Raw genomic sequence first — 16,178 nt, forward strand, 5'->3', positions numbered from 1 at the left:
GGTTTGGTTGCTAATGTAATAAATAAATCAGGGATATTTTTTGATAAGAGACGACTTTTGGAAAAGAATGTCCAAAACTATGAGAACAACAATTTGTGCATTTCTGTGATTGATCTGCCTGATTCTTTTAGCACAGTTGTACGTTGGTCATACTTATTTTGACCTTGAAATAGGTTCGCTTCAGCTTGTTTTGAATTCCATTGCCAGGACTGGCCTATTTATGAAAAGTAATATGCCCGCAGGGAAGCGCATCGATCTGCGGTAGCATCCTATAAAAAAGATCTTGCCCTTTCAAAATTAACTCCCCCCGATTGCCGCCTCTTTCCTCATTCCAGGCATCGGCCTTTGTTTGATAAAAAATGGCTACGACATAGAAAAGAGAATCCTCCTTTGGGTTTAATTTTTTTTGAAATTTGGTCGATGCGTCAAGAGATGCTACTGTGGTTAAGCCATAGCTAAATTGGGATTGCTTTTCAGGGGTCATGGTATCCGAAGGTAGAAACAGTTTTACGAAGGTGTTCGGGGAATTGGGAATTGGGATAGAATCAGCAGAAAAATTAACGGTAAATGTTATAGGCTTTTCGGTTTCATTGACCACACGACTATAAAATACTAGATAACTATAATTGAAATGCTTCTTGGTGGGCCCTGGATATGGCCCCCCTTTTGGGAAACTATTTTGTATTCTTATTCCATTCGTTACCGTCTCACTGTACCATGCTGTGTCTATATCTTGCCCTTTAAGAGAGGAGCAAAGTAGCAAAAAGAAGAATGCAAATATGGAAAGTCTCATCGTTTTATGAATAGGGGGTATCTCTTTTCAAGTTGGGATACCATTAGCAATGTGCACAAAATTGTGCAAACAATTTCAGCACTTAAATTAGGAAATAAACCGCAAACCACAACTAATTTTAAAGATAATGGCTTCGATTTTCCGTGAAAACGACTTCCTATTGAGGAGCCTTGAAAGCATAATCCCATAAGGGGCTTTCTGTGACGGTGAAGTAGGGTTGTAGGCTTTTATTTGGCCAGCTTTGCTTCACTTTTTTTAAGGATATAGTTAAAATGCTCCACATCGTCGCTATTGAGTTGCAATATTCCCGTAACGGTAATAATATCGTCTGTTTTAAAGGGAGGTTTCTCAGGGAATTGGAGCTCTATCGCGGTTTCAGGACCACCAATACCGCAGAAAAAGCAGGAAGACATTGGACCCTTGGACAACACAAATACACTGCCTTGTGGATTGATATCCAGATAATAGCCCGTTATGCTTATTTTCTTTCCTTCCAAAGCTTTAACGGATGAAGAAAAATCTGGGTACAAAAAGTACTCGCCAAAATCTGGAAAATACTTTTTTTCAAATTTTACTTGGGCCAAATCTTGCCAAGTGACCTTCTTTTGAGCAAAACCAATACAGCAACTTAGCAGTATTAATGTGGTTAGAATTTTATTTTTCATGACTTAAAATGTTTGATATGTTCATTTTTATAATGGGATATATCGCTAGGGAAATGGATAGGATGATCATGGCCAATACCAAGCCCATTAGCTGTACGATTTGCCCCAATGGCAATCCCTGTAACATGTGATGTTGCTGTCCGTTTTCTAGAACGTTAAACATAAAGTATAGCCCTGCTTTTGTGCATAAAAAACCAATGACAAAGGCAAAACTGCCTATGATAAGACCTTCGTAGGCAACCATTTTTACCAATTGTAGGGCGCTAGCGCCATAGGTTCTTAAAAGCGCTAGGTCAAAAGCACGCTCTTTGATCATTTTGTAGAAACTGATAAAAATAATTGCTCCGGAAATAATGAGAATGATATACGCTATCCAGGATATTGTTTTGAACCCTATTCCTGTATATTGATAGAGCTTGTCCAATTCATATTTGGGCAAGGCCGCTTGCATATTGGTGTCTTTGTTGATTTTTCTTGGAAGCGTTAAAAGCGCCCTGGGATTTCTAAAAGAAATCAACAAGGAGGTAATCTCCTTGCCTTCATGATGATCTCCCTGATGTTCGGGATGATTTTCTTCTTCCTCGACATTGGAAAGCGCATGCTTTTCTTCATTCTCGTCAGCTTCACCGTCATGAGACGTATGATTATGGACATCCCGCACACTTTCGAGCTTAGTAATGATCAATCTATCGATGACTTTCTGGGTGGGTTTAAGAATCCCAACTACGACCAATTCTTCATCGTGAACATCGAAATCATTGGCTACCAATCCGTGTGAACTTAGGAAAGAATCGCCTATGTGAAGCTGTAGCTTATCGGCTACCGTATGCCCCAATACCACTTCCATGCTTTTATGTAGAGGACGCCCCTCCCGGATTTCGCCATTGTAAAAGGCAATAAACTCAGAAGTAGTTCCCAGAATTCTAAAACCCTTATAGTTGTCCCCATAAGAAATGGGTACAGCCATTTTAACCATAGGGTTTTTACCTATTTTTTTGGCTTCTTCATGACTGATATTCCCTGTAGGATTGTCCAAATGCAAGACAGAAGCCAATACCAATTGCAGCGGACTGCCCTTGGCGCCAATGACCAGATCTATTGCTCCCAAATTGTTCTCCATTTGATATTGGAAGGAAGTTTTCAACTGTTGAATTCCCAAGAGAAGCGAAATACTGAGGGAGAGTGTAAAAATACTCAATACCGTATACAAGGGGTTCGACTTTATATTTTGAATGCTGATCTTCCAGATATTCATAGGGTGATTGAATTTTGAAAGAATGGTTTGATTCTGTGATCGTGCGTTATCACGATGAGGTTGGCATTGTTTTTTTGAGCTTGTTTTTTAAGTAATCCTATAACAATGGCACAGTTTTCATCATCCAAACTGGAAGTAGGTTCGTCGGCCAAAATAAGCTTGGGTTTGTGTATGACCGATAGGGCAATACCTAAGCGCTGTAATTGCCCTTCACTAAGTTCCTGTAGCTTACGTTTTTTAAGTTTTCCGAGACCTAATTCATTCAATAGCTCGTCAATAGCTGTTGTATGGATTTCTTTTTTACCGAAAAAAAGTCGCGCTTGTACATTTTCAAAAACGCTTAAAGATCGTATAGCGTGATTTTTTTGAAATACAAGGCCTATATTTTGCCCTCTATAAAGGTCTAATTTAGCTGTTGACAAAGAATTTATGGCAACCTCATTAATGTATACATGGCCACCAGTAGGCTTTAATAGGCCTGCCAAAAGGTGGAGAAGCGTTGTTTTTCCTATTCCCGATTGCCCTAGAATAAGCAAATCTTCTTGCGCGGCTAAAGCAATGTTGGGAAAGTTAAAAGCAGGCTGTTCCTGTGTATAGTGAAATCTAAGGCTATCTGTCTTTACCATATACGTTATCTTGGTATGGGCCACTGATCTTCCTGTGGAAACAATTCCTGTTTCCATAGGGCTACCTCCTGATCTGTAAGAAGACAATTGTTTAAATGACCGATCATCTCCTCTTTTTCAAGATGTTGTCCAATAAATACCAGTTCTATTTTTCTATCCCCAAATACAACATCCCAATCACGTTCTATTTGATCTTTATTGTCAATGAAAGCGGCATATCCTATGCGCTCGCCAAAAGGCATAGAAGCCCACCATACCCCTGCATTGTCCACTTTAACAGAACCCCCGGCAGTACCCCAGACAATGGCGTGTTGTGGTCTTGACCCCAACCAAAATAACCCCTTACTTCGAATAATGTTTTGCGGGAAACGGGTATTTAAATAGGTTAAAAAACGTTCGGGATGAAAAGGTCTTTTACTTCTAAAAACAAAAGAACTGATTCCATATTCTTCGGTTTCCGGGGTATGCTCATTTTCAAGTTCTTTTATCCAGCCAGCAGAAGCTTCCGCTTTTTCATAATCAAATAAGCCTGTATTTATGATACGATTTAGGGCTACCTCAGATTTACTGGTTGTAATAATTGTAGCTTCCGGATTTAGTTTTTGGATAATAGCTTGGAGTTCTTCCAGTTCTTCCTCATTTACAAGATCCACTTTATTGATAACAATGACATTTGCAAATTCAACCTGATCGGTCAATAAATTCACAATGGTTCTATCATCCCCTTCAATGTCTGTCAGGGAACGGGTTACGAGATAGTCCGAACTGGAAAAGTCCTTTAAGAAGTTAAAGGCATCCACTACGGTTACCATGGTGTCTACATAGCTAAAACGGCTTAAATCTATAGTGCCATCCTCACTTTCAAAACTAAAGGTTTGCGCTACAGGAATGGGTTCGCTGATGCCTGTACTCTCGATCAATAAATAATCGAATTTATCTTGGGAAGCCAATTTCTCTACTTCAACCATAAGGTCTTCCCGTAATGTGCAACAGATACAGCCATTGGACATTTCTACTAATTTTTCTTCGGTTCTGGAAAGGACATTTTCATTTTCAATAAATTGGGCATCGATGTTTACCTCGCTCATGTCATTGACGATCACGGCAACTTTTAAACCTTCTTTATTGTGTAAAACGTGGTTGAGCAAGGTTGTTTTTCCTGCACCGAGGAAGCCACTTAAAACCGTTACGGGTAATTTTTTCATATCTTGATTTTTGCAGAGTACATGGGGCTATCCCCCTTTTAATTACTTCTTATTATACGATTTGTTATTTTCGGAAACTCTTATCAGTTGCCAATTGAAATAATGGGCTATTGCTACTAAGAAGGCACCAATAACCGTATTGCCAATTTCCCATAGCAGATTGAATTGAAATCTTCCTATTAGAATTAGCGTAAAACCCAAAGCTGCAAAAAGCAAAGGTTTTATTTGATGATGATTTTTTTTGAAACTGGGCCAAAGCGAAATAAAAACAAATAGGAGCCCGAAAATAGTAAAGGCCCATTCTATATAAGGGTTTTCCAAAAAATGCAAACTACTCAATGCAGAAAATGAAAGGAGCACGGGAATAACAATACAATGTATGGCGCAAATCAATGAACTTGATACAGCAATAATATCCAGGGTGTCGTTCTTAATTCTCATGTAATTATTTGCATATTATAGTACCTCCATTATTGATTATATAGAGGTTGCGCCATCTTATTGCAACAAAGTTGCAATAAGATGGCGTGCAAATATATTATTTATTTGTAGTATTCCCATAGCTTCTCTGGGAATACGACCTAAATACCTATTGGAGCAATGGATATTTTAGCAATACTTCTCTATCTTTTTGCAGTATACAAGGCATTGCTATGGAGGCCCGTACGATCTAAAACCCAGAAGGCAACAAGGGGTGTTCTAATGAAAAGTTCTCCATTTTTTGCTATGGCTATAGGCGCAATGGCAATTTCGAAAACGCTTGGAGTGTGGTTTTTTTAATTCCTAGAGTGTAAGTTGTAGATCTCCGGCAACTACGCTAATATGGCAGCAATCGGTCGCAACGGTATAGTTGGCACTGATCACTTCTTGGTTGTTTAGGAATCCTCTAAATTGAATTTGCCGTTCTTGATTTAGCCCTAGAATTCCATCCGTAATTAAAGGGTACCTTCCAAATTCCTGAGCAGCCGCAAATTCTGAAGGAGTTAGTGTTATGGTTCTATTATTTCCATTTTCTACATCTGTAACGCTAAATGAGTCCAAAGCAACAGGGTTTTGATTTTGATCTGATACAGAAACCGAAATCACTACAAATTCCAAGGTACAGATGGTATTCTGACATTCCGCATTGGCGTCGTCATTGGCATCGTCATCACTGTTGCAGGATATTTGAGTTAGGCTAAAGAATATAGCGCATATCATGGTAAAGGGTTTAAAGAATCTGGTCATGGTGCTTTGTTTTTACCCTTAAGATACCAAAACGGATATTGGTTGCGTTGGCAGGCTTCCAGCTGCTCTATAAATAGCCTTTAATTAAGGTTGCCATATAGGGGCATTTCACATTTTACGACGCTTCATTAATTCGTTTTTGAACCTTGCCCTCGGCAGTTTTTCTGACTTTAGGTATGTGGTCCACTTAAGGATTGCAGGAATAGCTGAATTCGTCAAACCCCATCCAGTGAAGAAGTACAGCATCATGGTTGCTATTCTTTAAACTTCTTTGAGGTAAAAAAATGCTTCATTGGAATGGTCCGAAAACAACATGCGATCTTTTTCCTGATAAATGAGACTACCCCCATTCCCTAAAACTAATTTTTTAGATGTTGTCATACACTCAACACCGAATGTGCATACCCAATACTCGTATTTTCCCTTATATTGGTTGGAAATCTCCATGATATCTGTAATATGCTCTCCTTTGTGGTCTAAGACCTGATAGAAACCGTTTTGAATGGGTTTCATTGTCCAATTAAAAAGCCCTTTGTAAAAGGGAATGACTTTTTCTACATCCGAGACCTGTAATTCGTTCCAAATAAGGGTGTTTTTTAGATTTTCTGTTCTTGTATTTTTCAACTGACTGCCCTCATATACTGTAAAACCTGCTCCTTGCACATCTCGTATTAAAGCCACTTTTCCGAAACCTTCCATGTTGTAATTGAGTTCAACAATGCCGCCCAATTGTTTGGCTCGGGTTATGGTGTGCTCCAAATTTTCTACTTGAATATAGCTCATCCAAAAATGAGGCATTCGCATTTGTTTAAATGTTTCGGGAGTTTCATATAAACCTGAAACTTGGGTATTGCCCAGGAAGGCCGTATAATACTTGTTATTTTCGTAATAGGTCCACCCAAAAAGCCTTTCGTAAAAGGCGATGGAATTTTTAGGGGAGTAGGTAGATAAATCTGCAAAAACGAAATGATTTACTTTCATGGTTTATCCTTATTTATGTTTAGGTTACCTGAGTCATTTGGAGGAGTCCAGTCGGGCGGTTTTATAAAAACCAAGATTTTGTTTAGAAACCCTTGGGTGTTTCTTAATTTTCCAAAGAGACGTGCAATACCATGAAAAAATACCTTTATAGGATTGTTCGTGTGTATGGGTTCCGAAATTCCATAGCGGACCTTTTCAACTTCAGGTTCAAATGTGTCTAGCATTCTGTCCCAAATGATTAATATTCCTGCATAGTTTTTATCCCAATATTGCCTGTTGGAACCGTGATGCACTCTGTGATGTGAAGGTGTATTGAAAAGAAACTCAACGGGCTTGGTAAGCTTTCCTATAATTTCGGTATGCAACAAGGTTTGGAATACTTGAACAAAAACTTCAGACAATAGCACCAAAATAGGGTGGAAGCCCAGCATCACAATAGGCAAAGAAAATATAATGGGCATGATGGCATCCAAGGGGCCAAACCGATATGCTACTGACATGTTAAAGTGGGGGGAACTATGATGTACCGTATGTGTGGCCCAACCAATACCAATTCTATGCATCATCCTATGTTCCCAATAATACGCAAAATCGGCCAATAGGACACAGGCAATTATGGTGACGAAATTTAATTCCACATGGGGCAAGCTAAAATTGGAATATATCCAAAAATAAAGCTTGGTTACCGCCAAAAGCCCTAAAATAATTTCTATTAAAAAGAAAGCTCCAAAGGTGATGATATTGGCAAGACTATCTAAAATAAGATCCTTGTTTAGCTTCCTTAAATAGGCATATCGGATTAATTCCAATACAAAAAAAGGAACAATGATGTATACTAAACTTAGCTCGTTAAGGATATAAAACCAATAATTTACCTCTATCCAATCGAGTTTTTTTGTTAAGAATTCAATCATAATTATTGTCTTTTCCAGGTTTCACTATCACCATAACCAAAATAATCATACTGTAATTTAAAGGTGTTTTCATCCAGAACATCAATTTTGCAATCCACTTGATATTGCTGTTGTTCATACGCAACACTATAAATACCCTTCCCTGTATCACCGTCAAATTCTTTAATGCTTAAGGTTTTTGTGCCTTCAGCTTTTTCAGTATTCCCTTTTTCATCTTGGTATTGGTAGGTATATGCATTAAAAATCCTTCCCTCTTTTTTAATGTCATAGATCACCGCTCCTTTAAAATCTTTATCCGTATAGGTAACCTTCCATTTGCCAACGATTTGGTAGGTTCCCGAATTGTCATTTGTTTTTTTCTCTTCACCTACATCTTCGATAGGGGGTGATGTTTGATCTAGATCTATGGGTTCTTCATAACCATGGTCGAATGGTTTTTCTTGCGGCGTATAACTCACCAAATGCGCCATACCTGCTAAGAAAATTATGATAGCTAAACTTCTGAATACAAGTGTTGAATTTTTCATGATTAACTGCTTTTTTACAAAGATGGGACAGATTGAGGCACTATTTTTTGACCTATGTCAAAATATGTAAGCTATGATAGGTAAAATCAACCAGCGTTTCCGTATCGCTGTGTTGCAAGTACTAGAAGGGTTATCGTCGTATTCTGCTTAAGGTTTCCTGCGATATCCCTAAGAACGATGCAATATAACCTAGTTTTACCCTTAGTTCAATATCGGGAAAATAGGTTAAAAGCAAATCGTATTTTTCCTTTGCACTCAGAAAAGACCAACCTTTAGAGAATTCATCAATAAACGTAAGCATTTCTTCAGCAAGCAGGCGGGCAAAATTTCCAAAAGAAGGAAAATCTGCAATTAACCTTTGATAGTTGTTATAGCTAATTTGAAATAAAATGCAATCCTCCAAGCATTCAATTTCCTCAAAGCTTGGTTTTTGGGCATAAAAACTGTGCCATGAGGTAATAAATAAGTTTTCCGGATAAAACCAAGAAGAAACCTGTTTATCGTCATGATAATAATAATTATGCAAAACCCCCTTTTTAATAAAATAAAGATAGTTGGCCCTATTTCCCTGACTTAGGATTTTATCCCCTTTTTTAGTTTCTTTTTCTTCAAAACTGTTCGTGATTCTTATTTGTAATTCAGGGGTTAAGAAACATCGGTTGCTTATTTCTTGAAGTAGGCTTTGCATTTTTTTATGAATTTAATTTTTATTGCGTTTACGTACACCCTATATCCGATAGGATGGGCATGATGGGGTGTTCAACCCATAATTTCAGTACGTTATTCAAAAAGGGGAGGAGTGAAGTCTTTTTGTTTATTCCCTAGATTTCAGTTCGGCTTTAATTTTGTTCATATTTCCATAATTCAAGGGAATAATTGCACTTAAGGCTATAGGTACAACAATCAAGGCACTAAAAGTTCCGCTTTTGTCTTCGGTGAAAAATAACCCCCACAAACACACTATAAATAGTGCCCCTAAGACGCCTATTAGGGCTCCGTTTATTGCTTTTAACCCTCTTAATTCTCCTTCAAGTCTTTCTGTTGTTTTTTCCTGTAACTTCATTTTTTCGTTTTTCTTTAGCGGATTTTGTAAGTTGGGTATAAGCCATCATTTTTTAGAAATGCTTCTTCAGGGTACTTTATCTATCTTGCTGAGGTGTGCGCCTATTCAGCAAAAACTTCATAATGCATGACACTTCCTGGGAAATCAACCAAATATTCGGCATCTGCAGTATAGGCAACCGCCTTTTCAAAATTTGAACCCGTAAAATTCTTTATGACTTCTAGGTTCTCCCATACCGTTATCAACTTAAAGTAAGTATATTGGGTATCCGAACGCTTTAGGAAATTCAGTTTTACAAAACCTTCAGTTTCCCTATAGTTGGGAATATCACGCTCCACTATTATTTTCGTGTACACCGCAGCCTGCTCTATTTTAGTATATCCTTCCCAAATTCTTGCTGTCATCATAATTGCCTAATGTCTATTGCTCCTATGGTTTAGTTCCTTAGTCTTTTAGATTGGTGTTCCATACTACCGAGCGTATAAACCCCTAATTTAGGAAATACAAACGGAAAGGAAAACCCATAGGGCACACTAATAGCGACAACAACTTTTTCCTGTGAGCCAAGGAAATAGCTTTTCTTAAAACTAGGGCTTTGTTTTTCCAGTAATCAAAAACGCCTCAAGAGCGGCATGCAAATTATTTCCATTGTCACTATTGGTAAAAATGATAAACCCTGCATTAAGCGCACTGTAAATTTTAAACTTGCACAAAAAATCCCCATTACTTCCGCTATGCCCAAAAGTGGGGCCAAAGGGGGTCTTTTCTATCGCTATGCCCAATCCAAAATGTTCTTCCCATCCTTCTTCGGCTTTTTCCATATCTACTTGTGTCTGTAGGGACAACATCTTGTCATAGGTCTCCGCTTTTAGCCCTTTTCGTTCTAAAAGACCTAGTGCGAAACTGGAAAAAGAAAGGGCTTCTGTATGCATGGAATACGCCATACCTGGTTCTTTGGGAAGATCTGCTTTTGTAGGGAATCTACCATAATGGCCATTGGCCACGTGCGTTTTTAAATACGCATTCTCTGAAAAATAGGTGTTTTTAAGACCCAATGGATGTAAAACTTCTTCCTCTAGAACAATTTCAATGTCTTTTTCTGTTATTTTGGAGACCACCCGCTTTAAATACTCAAAGCCTTCCCCAGAGTATCCATAGGCCGTGCCGGGAGTAAATTTAATATCTATTTTTCCATCTGAATTCATCCATGCCCAATTGGGAAAGCCTGTTTGATGGCTCAGTACATGTCTGGCCGTAATTAATTGGTATCGTTCATCATGAGCGATCTCTTCAAAAGGCAAATACGTATATAAGGGGCGATCAAGATCAATTATCCCTTTTTCTACTAATCTGCATACAGCAAAGGCGAAAACGGGTTTTGTAATGGAAGCAGCTTCAAAGAGTGTTTTCTTGGTAACAGCCTTCTTTGTAACCGTATTTTTCTCGCCATAGGTTTTGTGATAGACCACTTTTCCGTCTTTTATGACGGCCAAAGAGACTCCAGGGATGATGAAATGGTCCTGATAGGTAGTAATAAAATTATCGAGTTCTGCGGGATTGTCCGGATTAAAATCTTCAATGATTCCTTGCTCCGGTATAAGATCAGGAAGCACTTTACGCAATAGTTTTAGCGCTGGAGCTTGATTGCTTTTGCCAGACCCTAAATTTACGATCGACGTGCTATTTTTTAAATCAATTCGGTACTGGTCCCGGAACTCCCAAAATGGTTTTACACGGTAAGTACCTTCGGGCAATAGCGTATTGTAATTTCCAAGGCTATCCACTTCGGCTACGGTCCACTGTTTTTCGTAGGTTTCGTGAAAAATGGCCACCCTATCCGGCATTTTTTTTAGGGTGGTATCTTGCCACGACACCTTGCCTTTCATTTCGGCAATTTTGGTATTCGCTGCCACAGGGATAATATCTCCAAGCCGTGTAGGTTGTCCTTCTTTTTCGCCTCCTGCTCCCCAGCTTATAAAACTAAGATCTCCTTCGGGATCTTTATCTATTATTCCATGATCGAATCCAATGCTTGTATTCAATTTTAAGTGATCTCCCAATCGTATTTTTATCTCATAGATTGTTGTATTGTTCGATCGGGACATCGCCATTTTTACATTGTCCCAATCTAGTTTTTTTACCCCTAGATCTGCATTGTTCCTGTTATTGATGACACTTTTGAAATTTTCGCCGAATTGAAATGATGTTACGTCAGAACCACTCCAATCGTGTTGCTGATCGAGATATAAAGCATAGCTATCTTGTGTATACCATGCGGCATTTTCGGAAGTGTCAACGATGTGATGGTCGTCTATAACGTTCACAAGAATATAAAGTGCTTGTTCATTTAAATTATGTCCAACTTGAAAATAAGCTTTAAGGTCGTTATCGTTTGGAAGGGCACCATAAGGAGAAATGGCCATAGGATACTTTTTCAGCGTATTTGGCCAATCGTCGGCCTTTCCATCAATGGTGATAGCAGGGATAGGGTAAGCGTAAGCTTGAGCTCCATTGGAGAAATAAGCCTTAAAATCTACCGTATTTGCGGCCAATGAATAAGGAATTAAAAAGAAACACAAAATCAACATGGGATAAGAAAAACGAGTTTGGACTGATGAATTCATAAGGAAACGAATATTGAGGTTATTACGCTATACAGATAAACTAATTTTTAGAATGTTACAGTTGAGATATCCTTAAATAGGTGATTCTTTCTACATTTTACATACACCGTACCCTGCTTTTTTCGTTAAAGTATGGATAGGAAAACCACCCTTTCCTGCTAAAGACGAAGGAAATCTTAATTGTTTTTTTGAATTCCCTGATTTACATTACTTATTTTCCGAAGGCGCTAAACTCCATATCGGGAACAGTCTCCAAAAACGCATTGGTGCATCACCAAAAATATACCTACAAGATGTATGAAGTTTGGCACTAGTGCTAGCATTTTCATGATATTATTGTATTTCTGGATAGACTTGGACCTTCTATAGTTAATGGATTGATCTAGAAAAATTTCATCTGATTTCTTTAAATAGTACAATGTTTCCACATCTTAAAACCTTTCTCCTGTAGTTTCTTTTTTATGTTTTCCTAACCAAAACCTTTTTCCCTAAAGGATATGCCATAGTCTAATGTATTCATTTTAGGAATTATTTTGGTTAGGAGTTTCTACAAGGTTCCACCGTTAAAATTGATATCCAATGCGCAAATGCAAATTTATGGTAGCTTCTCCTCTGTCTTTTGGGAAGCCGGAGTTCTTGGAAAAGAAATGAATATAACCCACTCCTATGCCAGCTTCATAATTAAAATGTTTGCCAACATTTCTTCGGATCCCCCAAGTGGGTACTATGGCTAGATTGTCCACGATTTCGGCACGACTATCTTTCCCAAATTTTATTAATAAGTTATCTGAGCGAAAACTGGTTTTAAGGGCAAAGAAATTCCCGCTATTGCCGTCTATTCGTTTTCCGGCAAGGGCACGATTGTCAAAATTATAATACCACCGCGGTTCCATAGTAATAACTGTAGTGAGTAAGAAACTGGCATCTGGGAAAAAATCATCATTTTCATAAGCGTCCAGACCAAGTTCAGTTCGTAAGGCAAGCTGACGGGATAATTTTAATTCATGGTGAATCCATAATCCCGCATATCCTGTTTGGATTCCGAAAACGGATTTTTCTACAGCGGGATGCGGTGATGCCTGAGGGGTTTTTTGTGATTTCGCCGCTAGTGTAAGGGCACAAAAGAATAAGGTCAATACGATTTTTTTCATCTTTGATATGGTTTAAAAATTTGATTACAAATCAATAAACTAATCGCCAATTGGATTGACCAATAGAAGCATTGGTATGTTATTTTACGTTAAAAAATAGAATAGTTTTTAAAGAATGCTCTTTTTGTATTCGGAAGGTGAAAGCCCTGTTTCTTTTTTAAAAGTTCTATTGAAACTGGTTCTTGATTTAAAACCACATTCACATGCAATGCCAAAAAGATTGTAGTTTTTGTAATGCATCAAGCTTATTTTTTCTTTTACAGCTTCAACTCGATATTTATTGATTAAATCATAGAATGTTGTATTCATGTATTGATTTAAGAGAATGGAAAGCGTTTTATCTGTTGTAGCGATCTGCCGGGCTAATTTTCCTAAGGTTAATTCTTCGTCCAAATAGGGTTGGTCCGTATTTAAAAGAAGTTCAAGTTTGTTTTTTAAAGTTTTGAATTCTTCTCGTTTTGCTGTTGAAATAATCTTGTTTTCTGTACCTATTTTTGGCTTTGCTTCAAGCTGTACTACAAAAGAAGGCAACAATACTTTAGATTGATTCACCCCGTAATATCCTAAATACATCACTAGAACAATCATAGCCAATACAGAAATGAAATCAGCATTCCATGAAAAGTCACCGGCAAAATATTCAAATAGTTTAAACCCAAAATCAATACTCATAATACCCAATGCCGACAAAAGCATCACCTTTACCCAATGAAAATCGAATTTTGTCAGATTTGAATAGGCATATTTGGTCCACCTTCTATACTTGGCTAACCATCGTAATGAAATCATAAGGTATCCTATAAAATATAGACTTTCAGCTTTAATAAGGGTACGAATAAAGTTGGAGTGCGTATAGGCAAGAGCCTCAATTTTAAAGATACCGTATATTAAGGTAGGAAGGCTAATGCAAAGTGCAAATAGGAACGCGGGCATAAAATGCAGTATATGGCGCTTTAGCAGCTGCTTTTCTTCCAAGAATAGTGATTGTATATACAGGAATATTAAGGGACCTAAAACCGTTGTGGCAATATCATTTGGAAGGAAAAAAAATCGGGCCAGCCCAATGATATTATGCAAGAGGGCATAAAAATAAACAGCAACGGAAAACAGAAGGAAGAAGAGTACCATTAATATGTTTTGGGGCAATTCTTTATTCTGTATTCTAAATAGCTGAAATAAAATGATCGAAATAACGACAATGCCGCTCACTAAGAAGAAATCTACCACTAAGTCCATGAAATAAATACGGTCTTTTTACTATTTTGAAATGTTCATTTGGTTCTCATTGGGCGCAAGGGTTTGGTATACCCACCCATTTGAGGGATTCAAATTAGCGTTTTTCTCCATTTGATTACCTTCTGCAGCAGAACTTTATAGTATTATTAACCATTCCATCGATTCAATTTCTTTTTCCATTCATTGTAATAGTAGGATAAGATTAAGTACTGATATCACTTGAAGTACGAATATCAACCTGCTCATTCTTTTTTTGTATCCATAGGCAATGGCAATCATAAGAATCACCAGGAGAGGAAGAATTAAGCCAGATGCCATTCTCAGCGAATAGATGCTACTGACCCCATTGGCAGGCAATCTATGCCGGTTTACTTCTTTAAACAACCAGGAAACCGAATAGGCGATTTTTTCATCCTGAGCCAATTTTGCAAAATCTTCCGATACCAAAAATTGATGTTCAGCAGTCACGACTTTGTAAGAATAGTGGTAATTCCCAGCAGCATTGTAATAATTTTGCCTTGTTTTTTTGATGTCTAGCACGTCCTCGGTAAATACCTTGCCCGGCAAGGCAAAATCCAGAAGCACTATTAAGGAGAGTAGAACGGTTAAGCCATATGCATAAAGGCGTGTTTTGTTGTTTTCTTTACTCATTTTTTAAGCTTGATAAGAAGTTAAATACCTGGGCATACGCATCTTTTTTTGCTTTGAAGTTTCCATCATCGGTACCTCCAAATTCATATTCATAGTCCCTGCCATCAATATGGAGCTGTCCAAGCTTAGTATTTGAATTTTGCGCTGGGTTTGTTGAAATTAGATGACCTGCATCCTCATATTTGATATTTTTAAAGGGATATTGAAAATCGTTCTCTTTCAACCTCTTTTCAATCATATCGGCCATTTTGACGGAGGGCCAAACCTTATCATCAATTCCGGAAAAGAGTAGTATTGGGCCATTGACCTGTTCTACTTGAATAGCAGCTTTATCGGCTAAACCTGTTTTGGCTAACCCATTTTCCCAATAGGGTATCATTTGTATTGTATTGGAGCTATCACCCTTAATTTTTTCCATGGGTAAATAAGGAATCGCTGTACCCTTATACCGCCAACTGGGCTTTAAGGTATTGGAGTTATAGGGTAAAACCGTATTGGACCAAGAAACAGCACTTGGAGCATAGGCGATAACACCACTGATCATTTTAGGAAGTGTGGAAGCTAGGACCAACGCTAATTCGGCATTTCTTGAGGCCCCCATTACCATAATTTTATCGGAATTGACTTCCTTTTGATTTCCCAACCATTCTATTGCACGTTCAAAGTATTCCAGATCTATAGCTTCGGGCAGTCTTGGCAAACCCTCTTTTCCGCTATAGGGCAGGGATAAACCCACCATTTCCTTCTTTGCAAATTCCTGTGCCCAATAATCTCCCCATCGGCCGCCACCAATAAGAATTATTGTTGTTTTATTTTCTATTCCATCTTGTGCAAAGTAGTTGGCCTGAAACCCATTTTCATGTATGGGTTTGGATCTTACTCCGTCGAATAAAATGGAATCAGCGACTAAATATCCCACAATAAGAACTACTGCTAGTCCAATGGAGATACTGTATTTTCTGTTTTTTTTCACTTTTTTTGACTGTTGCTATAGCTATAATAGTTGAAATTTTCTTAGGAATGCTTTGAACCCGTACCGATGCTAAAATTTACGAACTTCATTTTTGTAGGGTGCTGGCATTTTTAATAGGTTCAATTCATCTATTCAATATCATGGGATTTGTTTAAATTGTTTTTTTAGTCTGGTGAACGTAAAGGTATCTCTTTATTTCTTTTAACAGGTCAGCATGTACACCAATGTACTAGTTGTTGGTTTCTAAGAATCCTCATTAAGGCAATTTATGGGATGGATACAGCTAC

Annotated in this window: 18 protein-coding genes; all 18 read right to left on the reverse strand. The window is 37.9% G+C overall.

Annotation, left to right across the window (positions count from 1 at the left end):
- Window positions 1-214: 214 nt before the first annotated feature.
- The 18 genes from ACEXOE_RS22095 to ACEXOE_RS22180 all read right to left on the reverse strand — a co-directional run bounded on the left by ACEXOE_RS22095 (window position 215) and on the right by ACEXOE_RS22180 (window position 15,891).
- Entirely contained in the window at window positions 215-793 is a 579-nt protein-coding gene (locus ACEXOE_RS22095) for a hypothetical protein (RefSeq protein ID WP_394751048.1), read from the reverse strand.
- Between the two features lie 227 nt (window positions 794-1,020).
- Window positions 1,021-1,458 carry a hypothetical protein gene (locus ACEXOE_RS22100; RefSeq protein ID WP_394751049.1) on the reverse strand — a complete coding sequence of 146 codons (438 nt, stop codon included), beginning with the start codon at window positions 1,456-1,458 and terminating at the stop codon, window positions 1,021-1,023.
- The gene (locus ACEXOE_RS22105) at window positions 1,448-2,713 is read right to left on the reverse strand and encodes an ABC transporter permease (protein WP_394751050.1); all 1,266 of its coding nucleotides are present in this window, start codon (window positions 2,711-2,713) and stop codon (window positions 1,448-1,450) included. The genes ACEXOE_RS22100 and ACEXOE_RS22105 overlap by 11 nt, the downstream gene beginning before the upstream one ends.
- Window positions 2,710-3,396, reverse strand: a complete 687-nt coding sequence (locus tag ACEXOE_RS22110; protein WP_394751051.1) for an ATP-binding cassette domain-containing protein — start codon at window positions 3,394-3,396, stop codon at window positions 2,710-2,712. Before ACEXOE_RS22110 ends, ACEXOE_RS22105 begins: the two co-directional genes overlap by 4 nt.
- Window positions 3,345-4,544 (reverse strand): GTP-binding protein, encoded by a 1,200-nt coding sequence (locus ACEXOE_RS22115; protein WP_394751052.1) that lies wholly within the window; start codon window positions 4,542-4,544, stop codon window positions 3,345-3,347. The genes ACEXOE_RS22110 and ACEXOE_RS22115 overlap by 52 nt, the downstream gene beginning before the upstream one ends.
- Window positions 4,545-4,586: 42 nt before the next feature.
- Complete coding sequence (locus ACEXOE_RS22120) at window positions 4,587-4,985, reverse strand: MerC domain-containing protein (RefSeq protein ID WP_394751053.1); 399 nt, start codon at window positions 4,983-4,985, stop codon at window positions 4,587-4,589.
- Between the two features lie 342 nt (window positions 4,986-5,327).
- Window positions 5,328-5,771, reverse strand: coding sequence for a hypothetical protein (locus ACEXOE_RS22125; RefSeq protein ID WP_394751054.1), 444 nt, complete (start codon window positions 5,769-5,771; stop codon window positions 5,328-5,330).
- Window positions 5,772-6,032: 261 nt separating this feature from the next.
- Window positions 6,033-6,752, reverse strand: coding sequence for a VOC family protein (locus ACEXOE_RS22130; RefSeq protein ID WP_394751055.1), 720 nt, complete (start codon window positions 6,750-6,752; stop codon window positions 6,033-6,035).
- Window positions 6,749-7,666, reverse strand: coding sequence for a sterol desaturase family protein (locus ACEXOE_RS22135; protein WP_394751057.1), 918 nt, complete (start codon window positions 7,664-7,666; stop codon window positions 6,749-6,751). The genes ACEXOE_RS22130 and ACEXOE_RS22135 overlap by 4 nt, the downstream gene beginning before the upstream one ends.
- 2 nt (window positions 7,667-7,668) lie before the next feature.
- Complete coding sequence (locus ACEXOE_RS22140; protein WP_394751058.1) at window positions 7,669-8,193, reverse strand: hypothetical protein; 525 nt, start codon at window positions 8,191-8,193, stop codon at window positions 7,669-7,671.
- Between the two features lie 130 nt (window positions 8,194-8,323).
- Window positions 8,324-8,881, reverse strand: coding sequence for a Crp/Fnr family transcriptional regulator (locus tag ACEXOE_RS22145; protein WP_394751059.1), 558 nt, complete (start codon window positions 8,879-8,881; stop codon window positions 8,324-8,326).
- 126 nt (window positions 8,882-9,007) lie between these two features.
- Complete coding sequence (locus tag ACEXOE_RS22150; RefSeq protein ID WP_394751060.1) at window positions 9,008-9,256, reverse strand: redox-active disulfide protein 2; 249 nt, start codon at window positions 9,254-9,256, stop codon at window positions 9,008-9,010.
- Window positions 9,257-9,357: 101 nt separating this feature from the next.
- Window positions 9,358-9,663 (reverse strand): antibiotic biosynthesis monooxygenase, encoded by a 306-nt coding sequence (locus tag ACEXOE_RS22155; RefSeq protein ID WP_394751061.1) that lies wholly within the window; start codon window positions 9,661-9,663, stop codon window positions 9,358-9,360.
- Between the two features lie 180 nt (window positions 9,664-9,843).
- Window positions 9,844-11,880: a serine hydrolase gene (locus tag ACEXOE_RS22160; protein ID WP_394751062.1), complete on the reverse strand. Its 2,037-nt coding sequence runs from the start codon at window positions 11,878-11,880 to the stop codon at window positions 9,844-9,846.
- A gap of 563 nt (window positions 11,881-12,443) precedes the next feature.
- Window positions 12,444-13,031, reverse strand: a complete 588-nt coding sequence (locus tag ACEXOE_RS22165) for a hypothetical protein (protein WP_394751063.1) — start codon at window positions 13,029-13,031, stop codon at window positions 12,444-12,446.
- A gap of 108 nt (window positions 13,032-13,139) precedes the next feature.
- Entirely contained in the window at window positions 13,140-14,267 is a 1,128-nt protein-coding gene (locus ACEXOE_RS22170) for a helix-turn-helix domain-containing protein (protein WP_394751064.1), read from the reverse strand.
- A 180-nt stretch (window positions 14,268-14,447) separates the two neighbouring features.
- Entirely contained in the window at window positions 14,448-14,918 is a 471-nt protein-coding gene (locus ACEXOE_RS22175) for a hypothetical protein (protein WP_394751065.1), read from the reverse strand.
- Window positions 14,911-15,891 (reverse strand): acyl-CoA thioester hydrolase/BAAT C-terminal domain-containing protein, encoded by a 981-nt coding sequence (locus tag ACEXOE_RS22180; RefSeq protein ID WP_394751066.1) that lies wholly within the window; start codon window positions 15,889-15,891, stop codon window positions 14,911-14,913. The genes ACEXOE_RS22175 and ACEXOE_RS22180 overlap by 8 nt, the downstream gene beginning before the upstream one ends.
- Window positions 15,892-16,178 lie beyond the last annotated feature (287 nt).

The organism is Spongiimicrobium salis (assembly GCF_043678055.1).
Lineage (GTDB): Bacteria > Bacteroidota > Bacteroidia > Flavobacteriales > Flavobacteriaceae > Spongiimicrobium > Spongiimicrobium salis.